Annotated in this window: 17 protein-coding genes; 2 read left to right on the top strand and 15 right to left on the bottom strand. The window is 39.8% G+C overall.

Annotated elements, in window-relative coordinates; genetic code table 11:
- Positions 1 to 459: 459 nt before the first annotated feature.
- Positions 460 to 819, bottom strand: coding sequence for a response regulator (locus ACFTQ7_RS13990; RefSeq protein WP_349660657.1), 360 nt, complete (start codon positions 817 to 819; stop codon positions 460 to 462).
- A gap of 155 nt (positions 820 to 974) precedes the next feature.
- Here ACFTQ7_RS13990 and ACFTQ7_RS13985 point away from each other — a divergent pair, with 155 nt between their 5' ends.
- Positions 975 to 1505 carry a DUF2529 family protein gene (locus tag ACFTQ7_RS13985; RefSeq protein ID WP_386829465.1) on the top strand — a complete coding sequence of 177 codons (531 nt, stop codon included), beginning with the start codon at positions 975 to 977 and terminating at the stop codon, positions 1503 to 1505.
- Between the two features lie 226 nt (positions 1506 to 1731).
- On the opposite strand, the gene ACFTQ7_RS13980 is transcribed toward ACFTQ7_RS13985, so the two are convergent.
- From ACFTQ7_RS13980 to icmF, 4 genes are all read right to left on the bottom strand, one after another.
- A complete protein-coding gene (locus ACFTQ7_RS13980; RefSeq protein WP_386829463.1) occupies positions 1732 to 3324 on the bottom strand; it encodes a CTP synthase in 1593 nt (530 codons plus the stop codon).
- 567 nt (positions 3325 to 3891) lie between these two features.
- A complete protein-coding gene (gene rpoE / locus ACFTQ7_RS13975; protein ID WP_386829461.1) occupies positions 3892 to 4446 on the bottom strand; it encodes a DNA-directed RNA polymerase subunit delta in 555 nt (184 codons plus the stop codon).
- Positions 4447 to 4596: 150 nt separating this feature from the next.
- Positions 4597 to 4758: a hypothetical protein gene (locus ACFTQ7_RS13970; RefSeq protein ID WP_170938864.1), complete on the bottom strand. Its 162-nt coding sequence runs from the start codon at positions 4756 to 4758 to the stop codon at positions 4597 to 4599.
- Positions 4759 to 4885: 127 nt separating this feature from the next.
- Positions 4886 to 8134, bottom strand: coding sequence for a fused isobutyryl-CoA mutase/GTPase IcmF (gene icmF / locus ACFTQ7_RS13965; protein ID WP_386829459.1), 3249 nt, complete (start codon positions 8132 to 8134; stop codon positions 4886 to 4888).
- A gap of 184 nt (positions 8135 to 8318) precedes the next feature.
- Here icmF and ACFTQ7_RS13960 point away from each other — a divergent pair, with 184 nt between their 5' ends.
- The gene (locus ACFTQ7_RS13960) at positions 8319 to 8633 is read left to right on the top strand and encodes a hypothetical protein (protein WP_386829457.1); all 315 of its coding nucleotides are present in this window, start codon (positions 8319 to 8321) and stop codon (positions 8631 to 8633) included.
- A 97-nt stretch (positions 8634 to 8730) separates the two neighbouring features.
- Here ACFTQ7_RS13960 and ACFTQ7_RS13955 read toward each other — a convergent pair whose 3' ends face one another.
- The 10 genes from ACFTQ7_RS13955 to ACFTQ7_RS13910 form a co-directional block, all read right to left on the bottom strand.
- Positions 8731 to 9363, bottom strand: coding sequence for a TetR/AcrR family transcriptional regulator (locus tag ACFTQ7_RS13955; protein ID WP_197139646.1), 633 nt, complete (start codon positions 9361 to 9363; stop codon positions 8731 to 8733).
- A 3-nt stretch (positions 9364 to 9366) separates the two neighbouring features.
- Positions 9367 to 10503, bottom strand: coding sequence for an acyl-CoA dehydrogenase (locus ACFTQ7_RS13950; protein ID WP_349660662.1), 1137 nt, complete (start codon positions 10501 to 10503; stop codon positions 9367 to 9369).
- Positions 10504 to 10636: 133 nt separating this feature from the next.
- Positions 10637 to 11773, bottom strand: coding sequence for an acyl-CoA dehydrogenase (locus ACFTQ7_RS13945; protein ID WP_386829455.1), 1137 nt, complete (start codon positions 11771 to 11773; stop codon positions 10637 to 10639).
- 68 nt (positions 11774 to 11841) lie between these two features.
- Positions 11842 to 12693 (bottom strand): 3-hydroxybutyryl-CoA dehydrogenase, encoded by an 852-nt coding sequence (locus ACFTQ7_RS13940; RefSeq protein WP_386829453.1) that lies wholly within the window; start codon positions 12691 to 12693, stop codon positions 11842 to 11844.
- Positions 12693 to 13898, bottom strand: coding sequence for an acetyl-CoA C-acetyltransferase (locus ACFTQ7_RS13935; RefSeq protein WP_386829451.1), 1206 nt, complete (start codon positions 13896 to 13898; stop codon positions 12693 to 12695). The genes ACFTQ7_RS13940 and ACFTQ7_RS13935 overlap by 1 nt, the downstream gene beginning before the upstream one ends.
- A gap of 333 nt (positions 13899 to 14231) precedes the next feature.
- Positions 14232 to 16454 (bottom strand): heterodisulfide reductase-related iron-sulfur binding cluster, encoded by a 2223-nt coding sequence (locus tag ACFTQ7_RS13930; protein ID WP_386829449.1) that lies wholly within the window; start codon positions 16452 to 16454, stop codon positions 14232 to 14234.
- A 513-nt stretch (positions 16455 to 16967) separates the two neighbouring features.
- Complete coding sequence (locus tag ACFTQ7_RS13925; RefSeq protein ID WP_079559371.1) at positions 16968 to 17531, bottom strand: cob(I)yrinic acid a,c-diamide adenosyltransferase; 564 nt, start codon at positions 17529 to 17531, stop codon at positions 16968 to 16970.
- Positions 17532 to 17701: 170 nt separating this feature from the next.
- Positions 17702 to 19177, bottom strand: coding sequence for an adenosylcobinamide amidohydrolase (locus ACFTQ7_RS13920; RefSeq protein WP_386829448.1), 1476 nt, complete (start codon positions 19175 to 19177; stop codon positions 17702 to 17704).
- Entirely contained in the window at positions 19174 to 20175 is a 1002-nt protein-coding gene (locus ACFTQ7_RS13915) for a FecCD family ABC transporter permease (RefSeq protein WP_386829446.1), read from the bottom strand. Before ACFTQ7_RS13915 ends, ACFTQ7_RS13920 begins: the two co-directional genes overlap by 4 nt.
- A complete protein-coding gene (locus ACFTQ7_RS13910; protein WP_386829445.1) occupies positions 20172 to 21137 on the bottom strand; it encodes an ABC transporter substrate-binding protein in 966 nt (321 codons plus the stop codon). The genes ACFTQ7_RS13915 and ACFTQ7_RS13910 overlap by 4 nt, the downstream gene beginning before the upstream one ends.
- Positions 21138 to 21506: the final 369 nt, after the last annotated feature.

Below are 21506 nucleotides of genomic sequence, written 5' to 3'. Positions count from 1 at the left end.
GTTATTTTCTGCACGAAAGCGGAGTGCAACATAGCGGCAGTGCTAACTGTAGTGTAGTTGAACGAAACGAAGGTTACGCGAAAGCAGAGCGGCAGTGCCAACCGCTGTGCAGTGTTAACGAAACGAAGGTTACGCGACAGCGGAGCGGCAGCGTCCAATCGTTGTGCAGTGTTAACGAAACGAAGGTTAGCCACAGTACGATCAAATAGTGTTACATGAAGGTAGATGTCGATATTTTTCGAAAGTTGGTCGATAAATTAAAAAAGTTGGGTGATAAATATAAAAAGTTGGTCGATAAACCTCAATACTGCAGAAAAATAAAAGAGGATCATCGGACGGAAATCAACTCCTCGTTATGGTGATGAGTCATTTATTGTGGAAGAAAAATAATAGTAAAGTGGTAGAAAACTTCTATTAATAACCAAGAAAAACAGGCGGTGTTGACCACTGCCTGTTCATCTAAGCGCTTACTATTTTATTAACCTCATCACGCACTTCAAAAATATCAAAAGGCTTAGTAAAATATCGAATAGCTCCTAAATCTAATGCCTCCTGTACAACGTCCAATTCACCATATGCTGTCATCATGAAAACCGGAAGTTGTGGCCATCGCTCTTTTAAGTGCTTTAAGATTTCAATGCCATCCATTCCTGGGATTTTCATGTCTAGCAGGACACAATCTATTTCCTCCTCCTCAGCATACTTCAGTGCTTCCATACCATTTGCAGCTAAATATGTACCGTAACCTTCTTTTTTCAACACTTCATTTAAAAGTAAACGAATTCCTGGTTGATCATCGACAATTAGTACTCGTTTCACATTTCATTCCGCCCTTTTTTAGTTATTATTTTTACGTAAAATTCTCTCTATTATGTAATATTCTCCTTTAACCTATTAATACCTTCTATTATTATAAATTATCTACTTTTGCTTTATGCTCTTTTCAAACCTATAATATTGATTGAGGTGGGACTATGTCAAAAATATTAACAACACAACTAAGTGGTTTATTACAAAGAATATCACAAAATGAAGAGGAAGCAATTGAAGAAACAGCGCGATTACTTGCGCAAGCGGGTATTAGTGAAGGTAATGTCTATTTCGCATGCTTTGGCGAAATGCAAGTTGTCGAAATAAATGCATTTCAAGCTGTGGAACGTTTTACGAAGTTAGTCCCTTGGACAAAAGATACAGTGATCACAGAAGCAGATCGTGTATGCATTTTTACACGTAGCGCACACGATGAGGATGCATTAGCATTAGCACAGCAATTAAATAATCAGTTTATTCCTTTTGCAGCCGTTGCTAGCGAAGTAGCTAATGCTGAAAATCCACTGGCAGATTTAGCGTATACGTATATTTCAACACGCATGCGAGGTGGTTTATTACCGAACGATTTAGGTGAGCGCATAGTTGTGCCACACGCTATTGCTGCCCTTTTTGTTTATGAAGCCGTAAAAATTGCGTATGATGAAATGCTTGGTCTTGATGACGAAGAGCTATAAAGAATCTATAAGAGGAGTTGTCTCAGCACTAGAGACAACTCCTCTTATATAGGAATACTTTGAAGATTTATCGGAACAAAATCTCATTTTATCGGAACAATTTTAGCTTTTATCGGAATAATTTCTCATTTTATCGGAACAATTTTAATTTTTATCGGAATAATCTCGTTTTGCCGAAGAGCTAAAAAAAGAGATGTCTCAGCACGTGAGACATCTCTTTTTTGTATTATTTAAATGTTGCTCCGATAAAATCACGGAACAATGGCTGTGGACGGTTTGGACGTGATACTAATTCTGGGTGGAATTGGCATGCTACGAAGAAATTATTTTCTGGTAACTCGATAATTTCTACTAATTTACCGTCAGGACTTGTACCTGAGAAGACAAGACCTTCTGCTTCCATCGCTTCACGATATTCATTGTTAAATTCATAACGATGACGGTGACGCTCATAAACAAGCTCTTGACCATACGCTTGGCTTGCCTTTGAGCCTTCTTTTAACTTACATGGATATAAACCTAAACGTAATGTACCACCGATGTCTACATTGTCGTTTTGATCTGGTAAGAAGTCAATAATTGGGTATTGTGTTAGTGAATCTAGCTCTGTTGAATGCGCTCCTTGTAAACCAAGCACGTTACGAGCAAATTCTACTGTTGCCAGTTGCATACCTAGGCAAATACCTAAGAATGGTACATTATTTTCGCGAGCATATTGTGTCGCTAAAATTTTACCTTCAACTCCACGATCGCCGAAACCACCTGGAACTAAAATAGCGTCAGCACCTTTTAATAGCGTAGCAACATTGTCAGCATCTACATGCTCTGCATTAATCCAGTCAATTTCAATATCAGAATTAAATGCATAGCCTGCATGTTTTAATGCTTCTACAACAGAAATGTAAGCATCTTGTAGTTCTACATATTTACCTACTAATGCTACTTTTCGTTTATTTGGTAAGCTCTTCACTTTTGCTACAAGCTCGCGCCATTCTTCCATATCCGCTTCTGGTGCTTCAATGCCAAAATGGTCAAGTACGATATCATCAATATCTTGTGCATGTAGGTTTAATGGTACTTCATATAAATGCTCTGCATCACGAGATTCAATAATTTCGTGTGGCTGTACATCACAGAATAAAGCTAGTTTTTCTTTCATATCTTGTGGCACTTCTTGCTCTGTGCGGACAACGATAATATTTGGTTGAATACCTAAAGAACGTAATTCTTTTACAGAGTGCTGAGTTGGTTTTGTTTTAAGCTCACCTGCAGCTTTAATGTAAGGAATAAGCGTACAATGAACGTACATTACGTTGTTATGGCCTAAGTTCGTTTTCATCTGGCGAATTGCTTCAAGGAATGGTAATGATTCAATATCCCCAACTGTTCCGCCTACTTCTGTAATAACTACGTCTGCGTTAGTTTCGCGACCAGCGCGTTGAATACGATCTTTGATTTCATTTGTAATATGAGGAATTACTTGCACTGTTCCACCGTTGTAATCACCACGGCGTTCTTTTTGTAATACAGATTGATAAACACGACCTGATGTTACTGTAGAATGTTTTCCTAGGTTAATATCAATGAAACGTTCGTAGTGACCTAAGTCTAAGTCAGCTTCTGCGCCATCATCTGTTACGAATACCTCACCATGTTGATAAGGACTCATTGTACCTGGGTCAATATTGATATATGGGTCAAATTTTTGAATCGTCACTTCTAATCCGCGATTTTTTAATAAACGACCTAGAGATGCTGCTACAATCCCTTTTCCAAGTGAAGACACAACCCCACCTGTTACAAAAATATACTTTGTCATGAAAAAATTCCTCCTTTTGTTGTACTAGAAATTGTTAGTAAGAAAAGTACATTCACGCCACATGCCGATTCTAAGCATTGATGCCAATGTTTTGACAGGCTAAGAAAATAAATATTTCTCATCCCTAAAATAAGAAAAGCCGAGAATGCCTACAAATATGTAGTCGATTCGAAGCTGTAATCGTTTCTATCTCTTTTCTACTTTCCTTTTAAAAAGATTTAACATATATTCAATCACCGCTTACTATACATCATGAATAATTTAGCGCCTTACTATTCATTCCGTAATTATAAACATGGGAGAACTTGATTGAATAAAGTTAAAAAATAAAAAAACGCTCCTCCTGCATAGGTTTGCAGGGGGAGCGTATTACATACACGGTCTTTCTCCTTTAATAAGGAGCCCAAGTAAAAGATTAAACGTAACCGTGATAGAAGTCAAGATTTTTTACTACAAGGATAAAAGAAAGAAAATTTCAAAGAGTAATTATCATCAATTATACCTCGATTTCCATGACATCCTCAGAAGGCTTATTAACTTATTTTAGCGGATGTTTGCTGAAATAAATTAGACTTCATCCTCTTCTTCAAATTCATCTTCATCTTCATCTTCATCGATAAAGTCTTCATCGATTTCTTCATCGATGTCTTCTAAATCTTCTTCATCAAAGTCGATATCTTCTTTATCTTCTGCTTCATCTTCTTCTTCATCTTCGTCTAGATCTTCTTCAACGAATTCTTCATAATCTTCATCAAAGTCAATTTCTTCTTCTTCTAAATCTTCTTCTAAATCTTCTTCATCCTCAAGGGCTGCTTTAGATTTTTTCTTATGCGTTTTAACAGATGGAGCTGTTTCTTCTTCAATCTGTTCAACTTTATACCATTCACGTAAGCCCCAGCCTGTTTCTTGATTAAATAAGAAGCGGCCATCTACATTTAAATCCGTGTAAAATTGTAGTAGGCGAGCTTTTATTTCTTCATCACTATAGCCCACAAGCTCTTGCATTATTGTTAATAAGTCATTATAAGACACTGAGGCACGTTTTTCATTTAAAATTGCATAAGCTAAGTTAATTAACGATTCTTCCGCTAATTGTTCTTTTGTCATTTCACGAAAATTCATTCGTGCACTTCCTTTCTCTCATCACATTGGACGTTTTAAAATTCATATAGCTTTATTTTCGGAGCGCAGCAAAAAAAGGCCGCACAAAAGTAACTTCCCATCATAAGCATAATACCCATTATATACAAAGTATTATCCTCATTGCTAGCTTCAATTACTGTTTTTTATATCACGCATCTTTTTTATCCCCAAGTAAAACAAATAGACAGATAATAATAGTAAAGGAACAGCGCCAATTTGCTTATCATACAGGAAAATAACTCCTACCACCAAAGCTAAAATAATGATGTAGTTAATAGCCGATTTCATCATCTATTGCGTCTCCCCTTTTTTTTACATTTCTATTATAACGGAAATAAAAAGAAGTGCCTAATCCTAAGACTAGGCACTTAAAACTATACAAACATTTTGTACAAAATAGAATAAACGTTAACAATCATTACATATTACGACGATATTGTCCGCCTACCTCGTATAAAGCATTCGTGATTTGCCCTAAGCTAGCGACTTTTACGGTTTCCATAAGCTCAGCAAAAATATTACCGTTGTTTACAGCCACTTGTTGTAAACGAGCAAGAGCTGCTGCATTCTCGCCTTCATGTTGCTTCCAGAAGGCTTGTAAATTACGAATTTGCGTCTCTTTTTCTTCCGTTGATGCACGCGCAATTTCCATATTGTTAATTTCATCTTCAGAAGGCGGATTTGGATTTAAGTATGTGTTAACACCAATGATTGGTAACTCACCTGAATGCTTTAGCATCTCGTAGTGCATAGATTCCTCTTGAATCTTACCACGTTGATATTGTGTTTCCATTGCACCTAGTACGCCACCACGATCATTGATACGATCAAACTCTTCTAGTACCGCTTCTTCTACAAGATCTGTTAACTCTTCTACGATAAACGCTCCTTGTAATGGATTTTCGTTTTTCGCTAAGCCATGTTCCTTCGTAATAATCATTTGAATAGCCATCGCACGACGTACAGATTCTTCCGTAGGCGTTGTAATAGCTTCATCATATGCATTCGTATGCAATGAATTACAGTTATCCTGTAATGCCATTAACGCCTGTAACGTTGTGCGGATATCATTAAAGTCAATCTCCTGTGCATGCAAACTACGTCCAGATGTTTGAATATGATATTTCAATTTTTGCGCTCGTTCATTGGCACCGTACTTATCACGCATAACAATTGCCCAAATACGGCGAGCTACGCGTCCAATAACTGTGTACTCTGGATCAAGTCCATTAGAGAAGAAGAATGATAGATTTGGCGCAAAGTCGTCAATATTCATTCCTCGACTTAAATAATATTCTACATACGTAAAGCCATTTGCTAATGTAAAGGCCAACTGTGAAATTGGATTCGCACCAGCTTCGGCAATATGGTAACCAGAAATAGATACAGAGTAATAATTACGCACTTTATGATCGATAAAGTATTGCTGAATATCTCCCATCATACGTAACGCAAACTCTGTTGAGAATATACATGTATTTTGCCCTTGATCTTCCTTTAAAATATCTGCTTGCACGGTTCCGCGTACAACCTGTAATGTTTTCTCGCGTGTCTCCGTAAATTCTTCAACCGTTAAAGGTCGATCCAGTTCTTTCTCACGTAGTTTCACTTGCTGATCAATAGCCGTATTCATGAACATTGCCAAAATAACCGGTGCTGGACCGTTAATTGTCATCGATACAGAAGTTGATGGTGCACATAAATCAAAGCCTGCATATAGCTTTTTCATATCTTCTAACGTACAAATAGAAACACCCGACTCTCCAACCTTTCCATAAATATCAGGTCGGTAATCTGGATCCTCCCCATATAGCGTTACCGAATCAAATGCTGTTGATAAACGTTTCGCATCATCATCCTTCGATAAATAATGGAATCGTTTATTCGTACGCTCAGGCGTTCCTTCGCCAGCAAATTGTCGCTTCGGATCTTCCCCTTCACGCTTAAATTGGAATACCCCTGCTGTATACGGGAATTCACCAGGTACATTTTCTTTATAAACCCAGCGTAAAATTTCACCATAATCTACGAATTTCGGCAAGGCTACTTTAGGAATTTTCGTACCAGATAAACTCGTTGTCTTTAAAATTGTTCGAATTTCCTTATCTCGAACTTTCGTTACTAATTCATCTCCAGCATACGCTTCTTTTAAAGCATGCCAATTATCTAAAATACGTTTAGATTCAGCCGTTAATTCATCTCTGACACCTTCCGCTAAAGAAGTAAGAGATGCAATTAATGCATCATTTGGCGCCTTTTCCTTGATCGTTTCAATAGATCCCTCTAATTGGAATAGACGGCGAGCAAATTCCACCTGTTGCTCTGATTTTTTATGATAGCCACGCACAGTGTCCGTGAGTTCTCGTAAATAATAACAACGGTCGTTTGGAATAATCACATCTTGCTTTTGCGTTTTCGCAAATTGCTCATAACCCGTCTCCCAATGACTACCTGTCTTCGTATTAATGATATTTACTAATGCAGCAAATAAAGCATTCGTTCCTTTATCATTAAATTGACTAGCAATCGTACCGTACACAGGCATATTATCAAGTGATTCATCCCAAAGCTCTCGAGAACGTTGATATTGCTTCTGCACTTGACGTAGTGCATCCTCAGAGCCTTTGCGTTCAAATTTATTGATGGCAATCACATCCGCAAAATCGATCATGTCAATTTTCTCAAGTTGTGTAGGCGCACCAAATTCACTTGTCATTACGTACATAGATAGATCAGTGTATTTTGTAATTTCCGCGTCACCCTGACCAATACCACTTGTTTCAACAATGATTAAATCATAGCCCGCTACACGCGTTACATCTAGCACGTCTCCAATGGAAGCAGTAAGCTCTGTACGAGATCCACGAGTTGCTAAACTACGCATATATACGCGATTATTGAAAATCGCATTCATACGAATTCGGTCACCAAGTAAAGCCCCGCCTGTCTTTTGCTTTGTCGGATCGACAGACAGAATAGCTACGCGCTTATCCGGAAACTCTTTCAAGAAGCGACGAATTAATTCATCTGTTAAGGAAGATTTACCTGCACCACCTGTTCCCGTAATACCTAATACAGGCGTCCCTTTTGAGCGTTTGCGAGCTTCCGCTAGCATCTTTTTCGTTTCTTCATCTTCATTCGATTCAGCCGCAGTTAATAAGTTTGCTAAAATTTCAGGTGTTTCTGTTGATAGAGCATCCAGCTTTTCTTGATAGCTACCTATAGCAGTCGGGAAATCAGTTCCTTTAATTTTCTCATTAATCATCCCTTGTAATCCTAAAACACGCCCATCCTCTGGTGAGAAAATCCCAGCAATCCCGTAAGCATGTAGCTCTTTAATTTCACGCGGTAAAATAACACCACCGCCACCACCATAAATTTTAATATGTGGCGCCCCTTTTTCACGCAGCAAATCATACATATATTTAAAGTATTCCATATGTCCGCCTTGATAAGATGATACTGCAATACCTTGCGCATCCTCTTGAATCGCAGCATTTACGACTTCTTCCACGGAGCGGTTATGTCCTAAATGGATTACCTCTACACCGCTTGATTGCAAAATACGTCGTATAATGTTAACCGAAGCATCATGTCCATCAAATAGACTTGATGCTGTAACAAAACGTACGTGATTTTTTGGACGATATACTTCTACCTTTGTCATATGAAATCCCCACTTTCTCCCCTTATTGTTCTTTATCGACTCATCATCATAAAGCGTGGTTGATTTCCGTTCCGACTGGGCGCTTTGTTGTTGCTGTCGCTTCGCTTTCGCACAGATAAAACAATTGCTGTTGCTACGTTAGCACTACGCTTTCGCACAGAGCAGAGCTTCCTGGGGGCGTCCGATGAGCCGCTTGGGCCAACATGATGTTGGTCACGAAGGCGTTATCACAGGATGTGATGCTCTTAGCCTTCGTTCCCCTATCCGCTCGCTCCAGGGTCTCGGGCCAACAGATGTTTTTTGCGCGAAAGCGAAGCGGCAGCAGCGGGTTTTGGTTTTGTTTGTGCGAAAGCGCAGCGACAGCAACAGCACCGATGTTGGTCACGAAGGCGTTATCACAGGATGTGATGGTTTTAGCCTTCGTTCCTCTACCGCTGATCCCCAAGAAGTCGCCCAGTCTCCACTTCAATCAACTAATTTACATGACATACATTTTTAACAAATATCATCCCCAACTTTGGTGATGAGCCTCATAAAAAAATCGGTAATTGCAATGTCGCTCTATGCAATTACCGACAACCCCTTTACAGAACTTATTAGAACCCCTTTATGCCTGAAATGAACAATGTTATTTGCATTTCAATAAATTCGTCAATCGAGTGCTGACGATGGAGCGCCCATTTACGGAATGCCCAGCTTTGTCCAGAAACGACTAAATTATTTGCTGCTAAGTGAATTTGTTTATCTGTCATCGTTATTTCACCTGACTGCACACAGCGTTTTAGTAATCGCTCAAAAGTAGCAACCATCTCAAACTCTTTACTAAATACATAGCGTTGTGCTTCTTTCGACAGCGATTTAGTTTCCTGATACATGATTGTCAGCTCATCAACCAAACTATCAATTTGCAAGAAATACTCTCGAATCATTTCCTTTAGCTCTTCAATCGTTCCTGCCTTAATTTCAAAACTTGAAAGTCGTCCCATCGCATGGTGATAAATACTATCACATACAAGGTAAAGGACGTCTTCCTTCGTACGAATATATTCATATAATGTTCCGATACTAAAGCCTGCAGCTTTTGCGATTTCTCTCGTTGTGGCACGGTGAAACCCTTTTTCTTTAAATAATTTAATGGCTCCCTCTATCATCTGTTCTCGACGAATGGCGATGAGATTTTCATCTTTTACTGTTGACTGTACTTGGGGTCTTTTATCTTTTTCTGTCATACGTTACTTTGTCAACATACGAGAGATAACAAGTCGTTGAATCTCTTGTGTACCTTCGTAAATTTGTGTGATTTTTGCATCACGCATGAAGCGCTCAACTGGATAATCCTTCGTATAACCATATCCACCAAAGACTTGAACCGCCTCAGTCGTTACACTCATCGCCGTATCCCCAGCCATTAATTTTGCCATTGCAGACGCCTTACCATAAGGTAGACCATTCGATTCTAACCAAGCCGCTTGGTATGTAAGCAGTCGAGATGCTTCAATTTGAGTTGCCATATCTGCTAGTTTAAAGGATATACCTTGGTTGGCAGTAATCGGCTTACCAAATTGCACACGCTCTTTTCCGTATTCAACCGCTGCATCCAATGCGCCTTGGGCAATACCTAAAGCTTGTGCGGCAATACCATTACGTCCTCCATCAAGTGTTGTCATCGCAATTTTGAAGCCTTCTCCCTCAGCTCCAAGCAGATTTTCTTTCGGAACGCGACAGTTATCAAAAATAATTTCAGTTGTAGGAGATGAACGAATACCTAGTTTTTTCTCCTTCTTCCCTACCGAGAAGCCTTCAAAGCCTGCTTCAACAATAAAAGCAGATGTGCCATGTTTAGCTTCTGGATCTGTTACTGCAAATACAACATATGTATCTGCTACTCCACCGTTTGTAATGAAGATTTTCGAGCCGTTTAAAATATAGTCATCGCCATCACGTTTTGCATATGTTTTCATGCCACCAGCATCGGAACCTGATCCTGGCTCCGTTAAGCCGTAAGCACCGATATGTTTACCTTCTGCCATTGGACGAAGGTATTTTTGTTTTTGTTCTTCATTACCGAATTTAAAAATCGGCCAACCCGCAAGTGAAGTATGTGCTGATAAAGTTACCCCTGTTGAAGCACATACACGTGATAATTCTTCTACTGCAATGACATAAGCAAGATAATCAAAGCCTGCACCGCCGTATTCTTCTGGCCATGGAATACCTGTTAAGCCTAGCTCTGCCATTTTATCGAAAATTGCACGGTCAAACTCTTCGTTCTCGTCACGTTCAGCTGCCGTTGGTGCTACTTCATTAATAGCAAAATCACGAATCATTTCACGTAATTGCTCATGCTCTTCTGTTAATTGAAAGTTCATTGTCCATTTCCCCTTTTTCGTTAGACTCAGTTTTGTTGATTTCTATATGTGATGATGTTTCACGGGATTAACGGTCTTCCCTGTACAATCGTCAATCATCCTTAAAAAATCAACTTCGCAATAACATCAGACTTTATTTAAGTAAATGTTTACTAATGACTAGCTTTTGAATTTCGCTTGTACCCTCGTATATTTCTGTCACCTTTGCATCTCGGAAATAGCGTTCTACAGGATAGTCTTTTGTATAGCCATAGCCACCAAAAATTTGTATAGCGTCTATCGCTGTTTGCACGGCTGTACGAGAGGCAAAAAGTTTCGCCATCGAGGCCTCGACTCCGCATGGCAACCCTTTTGTGCGTAAATCTGCTGCTCGAAAGACTAGTAATTTTGCTGACTCTACGGCAGTTGCCATATCAGCAAGTTTGAAGCCAACCCCTTGTTGCGCTGCAATAGGCTTTCCAAATTGGACACGTTCTTTTGCATACGCAGTAGCTGCCTCTAGCGCCGCTTCGGCAATGCCTAGAGATTGAGCTGCGATTCCAATACGTCCAACGTCTAAGTTAGCCATTGCAATTTTAAAGCCTTCCCCTTCCTCCCCAAGAAGGTTTGCAGCTGGAATGCGACAGTTGTCGAATGTTAGTTGAACTGTACGTGAGCCGTGTAAGCCCATTTTATGTTCATCTTTACCTATGATTAAGCCTGGTGTTCCTTTTTCAACTATAAATGCTGAAATACCACGTGTTTTTTCAGCAGGATTCGTTGAGGCAAAGACAATATAAACATCTGCTTCTCCACCGTTTGTAATAAACACCTTGGAGCCATTGATGACATATTCATCTCCATCTCGCACCGCTTTGGATTGTAAAGAGCCAGCGTCAGAACCAGCGCTAGGCTCTGTTAAACAAAATGCCCCTAAATATTCACCCGCAGCAAGCTTTGGAACATAGCGTTTCTTCTGTTCATCGTTACCGAAATAAATGATAGGATTTGTTCCAACCGAAGTATGCACGGATAAAATAACACCCATTACTGCGCTAACCTTTGATAGTTCATTGATCGCAATTATGTACGATGTGAAATCCATCGCTGAGCCGCCTAATTCCTCAGGCGTTGTAATCCCCATTAAACCTAATTCTCCCATTTGCGCAAGGAGTTCACGCGGAAACTCTCCTGCTTCCATACGTTCTACCCACAGTTCAATTTTATCCTGAGCGAAATTTCGAACCATATCACGCATCATTATTTGTTCATCTGTAAATTGTAAATGCATCTATAATGTCACCCCTGTACGTTGTCCGTAGCATTTCATTTCATTTGAATCGTCCCATCCCCATAGGATTATTCATAAACGTAAAATCCTCTTCCGGATTTTTTACCTAGCCATCCTGCTGCCACATATTTTCGAAGCAATGGACAAGGTCTATATTTACTATCGCCTAAGCCCTCATGTAAAATCTCCATGATGGATAAACATGTATCAAGGCCAATAAAGTCTGCCAATGTTAACGGCCCCATCGGATGATTCATGCCTAGCTTCATTACATCGTCAATGGCTTCTTTCGATGCTACCCCTTCATACAATGCGTAGATCGCTTCATTAATCATTGGTAATAAAATACGATTCGAAATAAAACCTGGGAAGTCATTTACTTCCACCGGCGTTTTCGATAGCTTTACTGTCATGTCTTCAACTACTTTGTAGACTTCATCACTAGTAGCTAACCCTCGAATAATTTCTACAAGCTTCATAACAGGTACAGGATTCATAAAGTGCATACCAATCACTTGCTCTGGACGATTTGTAACAGCTGCAATTTCCGTAATTGGTAAAGATGATGTATTCGTAGCTAAAATGGCATGTGCCGGTGCAATCTGATCAATTTGCTTAAAGATGGATTGCTTCACTTCCATATTTTCCACAGCTGCCTCGATGATAATATCTACATCACTAGCATCCTGTAAATCTAGTGACATATTAATACGACCTAAAATGGCTGCCTTCTCATCCTCAGTTTTACGCCCCTTTTCGACATCACGTATCAGGTTTTTCGTAATGACTCCTAAACCGCGTTCGAAAAATTCTTGTTTCATGTCGTTCAGTTTTACATCATAGCCAGCTTGTGCACAAACTTGTGCAATGCCAGAGCCCATTTGCCCTGCACCAATAACCATTACTTTTTGAATTCCCATTATTCGTGTCCCCCTGTTTTCGGTACTTCAATCATAATCGCATCGCCTTGCCCTCCACCTGAACAGATAGCAGCAATTCCGATACCACCGCCACGACGTTTTAATTCATGAGCAAGTGTTAAAATAATGCGTGCTCCAGATGCTCCGATTGGATGACCTAACGCAACTGCACCACCGTTAACATTGATCTTTTCAGCATCTAAATCCGCTTGCTGCTTGCTGACAAGAGCTACTGCTGCAAATGCTTCATTGATTTCAATCAAATCAATATCAGCTAATGATTTCCCCGTCTTTTTAAGTAATTTGTTAATGACAAGCCCTGGTGTTTGCGGGAAGTTCTCTGGTTCAATCGCAAGCTCTTCATGGCCGATAATCACCGCAAGCGTCTCTCTTCCTTCACGCGCTGCACGTTCCTCACTCATTACTACTAAGGCACATGCCCCATCGTTAACGCCAGGTGCATTACCTGCTGTAATCGTTCCATCCTTGTCAAAGGCTGGCTTAAGTTTTGCAAGTACCTCTATTGTTGTACCAGCTCTTGGTGCCTCGTCCGTATCGACATGAAGCGGCTCTCCCTTACGTTGTGGAATTTCCACAGGTACGATTTCTTCAGCAAAGTAACCTTTCTCAATTGCTGTAAGTGCACGTTCATGACTGCGAACAGACCAAGCATCCTGCTCCTCACGGCTTAACGAATATTCTTTGGCTGTTACATTGCCGTAGATTCCCATATGCGACCTTGTCTTATCGAAAGCACATGTTAAGCCATCATATAGCATGCCATCTACCATTGTTGAATCGCCCATGCGTAAGCCTGTTCGACCGTTTTGTAGATAATACGGTGCATTGGACATAGATTCCATACCACCAGCGATTATTACTTCTTCGTCCCCTAATCGAATTAGCTGATCCGCTAGTGTTACAGCACGCATCCCTGACGCACAAACTTTGTTAATGGTTTCTGTTTTCACTGCTATCGGTAAGCTTGCTTTGATCGCAGCCTGCCTTGAAGGAATTTGGCCCTGTCCCCCTTGTAAAACGGAGCCTAAAATTACTTCATTCACTTCATCAGGCGAAATATTCGCTTTCTCAAGTGCCCCTTTTATGGCGATCGCGCCTAAATCACTAGCGCTTAATGCTGATAGTGAACCTCCAAACTTACCAAATGCAGTTCTTGCTCCTGCTAAAATTACTGCTCTATTCAAGTAAAACACCCCTTTTGTTTTACGTTCTAGAAGAAGTATAAGAGCATTAATGTTGACTGAACGCTCGCTCGACCTCTATCGATGAGAAATGGGAGTTTGTATCAATTATGCCCCGGCATAATTGCGTCTGGAATCGGCTTTGTGCAAGCACAAAGCACTCCTTTTCGATTCCGTGACATCCGCCGGAGGCTTTAACTTCTTTCAGCGGGTGTTTGGATACCCGCTGAAAGAAGTTAGATCAACTCCCATTCCCATTTAATCTTATTCTACAAAACAATTATTTATTGTGCAATTTATATTTTTCAGATAACTAAAATATTTCTGCAATAACCATCATTTTTCTGCGTTAGTCTCTACTTTCTCGTCTTGTTCGACACTGTCCACAGAAGCTACTACTTCTTCAACCATTACATCCGCTGCTTCTTCAACAGATTCTTCGACAGCTTTCACTTTTTCACCAAATACTGAACGCTCCAATAGTTCTGCAACATCGAATGTACCGATTGTATCCTCAACCTCTTTTGCCTTCGTACCATCCTCAAGCATCGTTAAGCAGTAAGGACATCCAGAAGAAATGACAGAAGCATTCGTTGCTAAAGCTTGCTCTGTTCTTGCTACGTTAATTCGGTTGCCAACATGCTCTTCCATCCACATTAAGCCGCCACCTGCGCCACAGCACATTGCTTCCTCACGATTACGCTCCATTTCCACAAGCTTAATACCTGGAATACCTCGTAAAATCTCACGTGGTGCATCATAAACATCGTTATAACGACCTAAATAACAAGAATCGTGGAACACAATCGTTTCATGAACTTCGTAATTTAACGCTAGACGATTTTCATCAATCAATTGATTCAATAGTTCAGTATGGTGGTAGACCTCACCCTTCCAGCCAAAGTCTTGGTATTCATTTTTAAAGATATTGTAAGCATGAGGGTCAATCGTAACGATTTTCTTCACGTCGTTTTTCTCAAATTCATCAATATTCGCTGTCGCCAGCTCTTGGAATAAGAACTCATTTCCTAAACGACGTGGAGTGTCCCCAGAGTTTTTCTCTTTATTTCCTAAAATCGCAAACTTCACGCCTGCCTCGTTTAATAGACGACAGAATGCTAAGGCAATTTTTTGTGAGCGGTTATCAAATGCCCCCATTGAACCTACCCAGAATAAATATTCCATTTCTTCGCCTGATTTTTTCAGCTCTTTCACTGTTGGAATATGAATTGTCGGATCTAAGTCACGCCAATTTTCTTTTTCTTTACGGTTTAAGCCCCAAGGATTGCCTTGACGTTCGATATTTGTCATCGCGCGTTGTGCATCAGGGTTTACTTTTCCTTCAGTCATTGTTAAGTAACGGCGTAAATCAATAATTTTATCGACATGCTCATTCATAACAGGACATTGATCTTCACAGTTTCGGCAAGTTGTACATGCCCAAATCTCTTCTTCTGTAATGACTTCGCCAATTAAAGAAGGGCTGTAAATATCCTCAATAACTGCCCCCTCAGCACCAGCTGCCATCGCTAACTGATTCCCCTTTGTTTTAGCAAAGAATTGATAAGGTACCCAAGGCTTTTGCTTTGTCTCAACAGCACCTGTAAATGTTAAATGATCACGTAGCTTCACGATTAAATCCATCGGTGATAGCATTTTCCCTGTCCCTGACGCTGGACACATATTTGTACAACGTCCGCACTCTACACAAGAATATAAATCTAGCATTTGTTTTTGTGTGAAGTCTTGAATACGTCCAACACCAATTGCTGGAATATCCTCTTCATCTTCAGCATTTTCTAATGCTTCAAAATCGATTGGTGTTAAAGTACCTGTACGATCTAAACGGTTCATGTACACATTGATTGGACTCACAATTAAGTGGAAGTGCTTCGATTGTGGTACATACACTAAGAATGTTAATAGAATTAATAAGTGCGCCCACCACATTACATAGAAAACAACTGCCGCTGCTGATGCTGGTAAGAAGCTAAAAATAGCAGCAATGCCAGAAGCAACTGGCTCTGTATAAGTTAGTTCTTCACCATGCCAAATTAGTCCCATACCATTTGCAAGCAATGTGGATACCATTAACCCGCCAATGAATATTAAAACAAGCCCATTTTTCCAGCCTCGTTTTAGACGTACTAGCTTTTCTACATAACGACGGTAAAATGCCCACACAACCGCCACTAAAATCATTAATACTACAAGCTCTTGGAAAAATGTAAACACACTATAGAAAATGCCAAGCGGCAAATGTGATCCAGGTGCTAACCCCTTCCAAATTAAATCAATGGCACCTAGCTGCACCATCAAAAATCCATAGAAGAACATAACGTGAATTAAACCACTCTTCGGATCTTTTAATAACTTATTTTGGCCAAGTACATTGACCATAAGATAACGAATTCGTTCTTGAACACTTTCATCAAACTCAACCTTTTTCCCCAATTGCACAAACTTATAGCGTGTTTTTAACAGATAGAAAAATAACCCTACTGCATAAAGCACAACCACGACTGTTAGAACAATGTTTGCAATTACTAATGGACTCATGGTTGGTCCCCCCTTTAGTTTGTCGTAAGTTTCTCTCTTTGTAGTAAATTTGCTAGTTCAATCATTATATTCCTATTCTAATAAATGAGTGAGCATTCAGTCAACATAAAACGGAAATATTTCTGATAATTTTATATTCTTACATTTTACAAGATAAAAAGCCACCCTGAATTTTCAAAGCGGGCTATTAACCACTAAAGAGATTCATTCACTTATATTATAAATCTGTCTTTTAATTGTATTAAGATATTCAAAAAGCCGATTTGCATCATGTTTTTGATGACAAATCGACTTTTTCAAGTGTGCTAGATTTCAACGTGATGCCTTTAGCCTTTCGTTCCTCTACTCGCGGTCTCATGTCGCCCTTAGTTGATATAAGCTAAAATTGTTCCGATAAATCGAGAAAACATTCCGATAAAATGAGATTTTTTTCCGATAAATCTTCAAAGTATTCTTCGAAAAACGAATTCATCACAATAACGTGGAGTTCATCCACAACTTTTAGTGATCAAGTTATTTTTTAAACACATTGCCGCTTCGAATATATTCAATATCCGCAACATTCAATCGGAAATTCACAACACGTGCAACCGCAAATAAATAATCAGATAGACGGTTTAAATATTTTTGTACAATTGTCGGTACATCTTCGATTTCCTTCATAAGCGTTACCATTTGACGCTCTGCTCGACGTGCTACTGTGCGAGCAATGTGTAAAGTTGCAGCTGCTGGTGCACCGCCTGGTAGAATAAAGCGTTGTAACGGTGGTGCTTCATCTGACAATGCATCAATACGCGATTCCAACACTTCAATCGGCTGCTCTGTAAGCTTATAATGACGCTCCTTCATAACATTAGCAAGGTCTCCGCCTGCATCAAAAAGCTCATGCTGAATCGTTTCTAAATCAATTAGAATATCCTTGAATAGCTCACGATCTAGTTCACTAATAGCCTTACCAATAAAAGAATTTAATTCATCGATGGCCCCATATGTCTCTACGCGTAAGCTATCTTTGTCAACGCGTCCACCGATAAGACTTGTTTTCCCTGTATCGCCTGTTTTCGTGTAAAGCTTCATTTCTCTCATCTCCTAGAATTGTTTTTTATCAATTTCGTCTTGGCGTAATTGTTGCTGTCGCTACGTTAGCACTACGCTTTCGCACAGATAAACAATGCGTCCGGATTTTGAATTGTGCCCGCACAATTCATTCCCTTGAAAATCCGTGACATCCGCCGGCGGCATTATCTTCATTCAGCAAGTGTATCTGCTGAATGAAGATAATTTTTTATTGCCTGCACAGTCGTTTCAAAAACACCTCTACCGATGATCTTACCTACATCAGTAATGGGACCGCCGTACAGCATTTCTTCCCCTTTTTGTGTCGCTGCAATCAATAAACTATCTGTAGCAGTACCTGTTGCAATCGTACCACTAAGCTCATCACGAATATTTTCTGATTGCAATGCCTTTGTTTTCGCCTCATTAGCTGTCATCATTGCTTGGAAAAACGCTTCTTCTGATAAACAGCCATTCACGATGACCCACGTATTTATAGTACCAATATATGGTTCATCTTGTCTTTCATGTGCACGAGATACATCAACAGCATTACCAACCCCAGCCGTAACAGCTACAAGAACGCTACCAAAAGAAGCTTGAAATTCATTAATAGCTACAAGATTTGTTGGGACAGCTGTTAACATGACGACTGTACTTGTAGATGAAAAGTGCTCCTTTAGTAAAAATTCAGCGACCTCTCTCTTTACATCATTAATCACATAATCTATTGGTACAGAGCGATTTAACAGACAATCATACCAACCGATACCCGGATTATGGACAGCTGAGGACACCGTTTTTAAAGGAAACTCTGATTGAAGCTTAATGTACTGATCTGTAACAGTGAAATTTTCTTTTTTAATGACAGCACGTTGCTGATGTTCAACGGAGGCTGGCATCATTGTAATTTGAGGCTTTGGAATTTCTGGATGTGCATAAGTTGCCACTCGAGCATGATAGACATCTTCGATTTGCGAAGCGACTAATACTTCATGCGGCGCCCCAAATGCCCGCATCCGTCCTTCCTCCATTAGTAATAATTCATCACAGTAAAGAGAAGCTAAATTCATATCATGCAGTACCATAATAACGGTCAAACCACATTCTATTGCTTCCTTTCGTACCATATCTAAAATTTGACGTTGATGCGCAATATCTAGATGGTTGGTCGGCTCATCTAGCAGCAATATTTCCGCTGTTTGTGCAAGAGCTTGGGCGACAAAAACCCTTTGCTGTTCACCGCCCGACAAAAATTCCATCGGTGTCTGTTCATAGCGTTTTACACCTGTTTGCAGCATTGCATGTTGCACTGCTTGTTCATCACGATCAGACCAGCTTGTAAAGAAGCCGGTTTGATGTGGATAACGTCCAAGCGATACAGCCTCCCTTACACTGTTTGAAAATGCATTAGCATGTAATTGTGGCAGCACTGCCATCTTCTTTGCTAATGCACGAGCAGTGTAAGAGCTACTGTTTTTACCATCTACTAATACAGTGCCTGCAGTTGCTGGTAGTATGCCACTTATTACTTTTAACAGTGTGGATTTCCCACTACCATTCGGCCCTAAAATCCCTAGTATTTTACCTTTTTCAACGGAAAAACTTATATCGTGGACGATCGGTACGTCTTCATAACCACCGGAAAGATGTTCAACAACAATCATGCCCGTACCCCCTTGCCTCTACGTTGTTTATAAAAAATATAGGAAAAAACGGGCGCCCCAATAAATGCAGTAATGACACCAATCGGCAGCTCTCTTGGCATAATAATTGTTCTTGCTATTAAATCACAAATAATTAGCAAAGTCGCCCCATTTAAAAATGATAACGGCAATAAATGACGATGATCTGAACCCCAAACCATTCTCGTCATATGAGGAACAACTAAACCAACAAAGCCAATCGTTCCAGAAACAGCTACCGCTGCTCCTGTCAACATGGATCCACCTACTAAAATAATATATTTACTACGTTTAACATTGACACCTAAATGCTTCGCACGTTCTTCACCATATAACAGAACATTTAACTCACGTCTTTGTGTCCAAAGCATAATAGAGCCAATAATGACAAACGGAATGATCATCTGAACGTAAGGCCAACCACGCATCGATACTGAACCGAGCAACCATCCGATTACTTGGCGTAGCTCCTCACCAGATAATGCAATCATTAATGAAATCAAGGAACCTAAAAATGAACTAAATATTACCCCTGTTAAAATAAGAGTTTCCATTTTTAGTGAACGGTCTACTATTCTAGCAAAACCCATAACAGCAAACATTGTTAATATGGCCCCTATCATACTAAAGACTGGCAATGTAAAATGACCGATTACAGGTATTGAGACACTAAAGAAAATCGTCATCACTGCGCCAACTGATGCACCAGAGGAAACACCTAACGTATAAGGATCAGCCAAAGGATTTTTTAATAGGCCTTGAAAAGCTGCCCCTGCAATAGCAAGTGATGCCCCTACAAGCCCTGCTAGCATCACTCGAGGTAAACGAATCTTCCATAAAATATTGGCAGCTGTTTCATCGGCCGCCTTATTCCACAATACTTCTAATGGAATATGAACTGAGCCTATCGCTACACCACACCAGATGCTAATGATTAAAAGCGTAATTGCTGTTACATAGGCTACAATTGTTTTACTCATTTAAACGCCTCTGGGTAAACGGCCTTTGCTAATTCCTCAAAACCATCTGCTAATCGAGGACCTTGACGACTTGTCGTACTTTCATCCACTTGTACAATAGCTTTATTTTTTACGGCAGTTACTGTCTCAAAGCCTGGACGTTGTGGAATTTTCGTTAAAATATTCGGTACATAATTATATGCCACAACAATGACATCTGGATTTTTCGCAATAATTTGTTCAGCTTCAATTGGATACCAGTCATTTACATCTGCTGCCACATTTTCGGCATGAATCATTTCTAACATTTCATTCATAAATGTACCTTTCCCAGCTGTATAAATCTGTGGCTCATCAGACGATTCTAAAAAGACTTTCTTTGGCTCAACACCCTTAAGTTTTGTTTCAACTTCTTCAATTTTATCCTTCATATTTGCGACTATTTTCTTAGCCTCTTCTAGTTTTCCCGTTGCACGACCAAGCTGTTCAATCGTTGTGTAAGTTTCATTAAAGTTTTTTGCATCCGCTACAACAAATACTTTCACACCGGCAGCCTCAAGCTGTTCAATTGATCCTTTTGAATAACTCATACCGGATGCATGTGCAAAAACGATGTCTGGCGTTAACGCAATAATTTGTTCAATATTATAATCTACACCGCCAACCGTATCTTTTTTAGTAGCCTCTGCTGGATAATCGTCATTATCTGTTACACCTACTATTTCATCATTTAAGCCAAGACCAAATAAAATTTCAGTGTTACTTGGAATGAGAGAAACTATTTTTTCAGGAGGTGCTTCTAGCGTAATATCTTTGCCAACAGCATCTGTTATCGTCATTGGAAATGTTGCTTGATCTACTTTAGATGTCTCTTGCTGCTCAGCAGATGACGGCTTGTCATTTGTCGCCTCTTTTGTGTTGCACGCTGCAAGCAAGCCAACAGCTAAAAATGCTGATAATCCTATTTTCCAAAATTTCTTCATGTGAATCCCCCTTAGTCTATCTGTGCATAAAGTTAACGACTTGTTTATCTGATTGATCGATACATTTTAGGTTTTTATCGTTTAAGGTTGTGGAGTTGTTGATCTCTCAACGTTGTGGGGATATCGTCCAACTTTTTAAGTTTATCACCCAACTTTGTGGATTTATCGACCACATCGTGTGTTTCCGCACAACATTATGGGGGTATCACCCAACATTTTAGGTTTATCGCCCAACTTTTCGGATCTATCACCCAACTTTTTGAGTTTATTACCTAACTTTGTGGATTTATCGACCACATCGTGTGTTTCCGCACAACATTATGGGGGTATCACCCAACATTTTAGGTTTATCGCCCAACTTTTCGGATC

The organism is Lysinibacillus sp. NPDC056959 (assembly GCF_042674095.1).
GTDB classification, from domain to species: domain Bacteria; phylum Bacillota; class Bacilli; order Bacillales_A; family Planococcaceae; genus Lysinibacillus; species Lysinibacillus zambalensis.
This window is presented reverse-complemented; position numbering and strand designations above follow the sequence as displayed.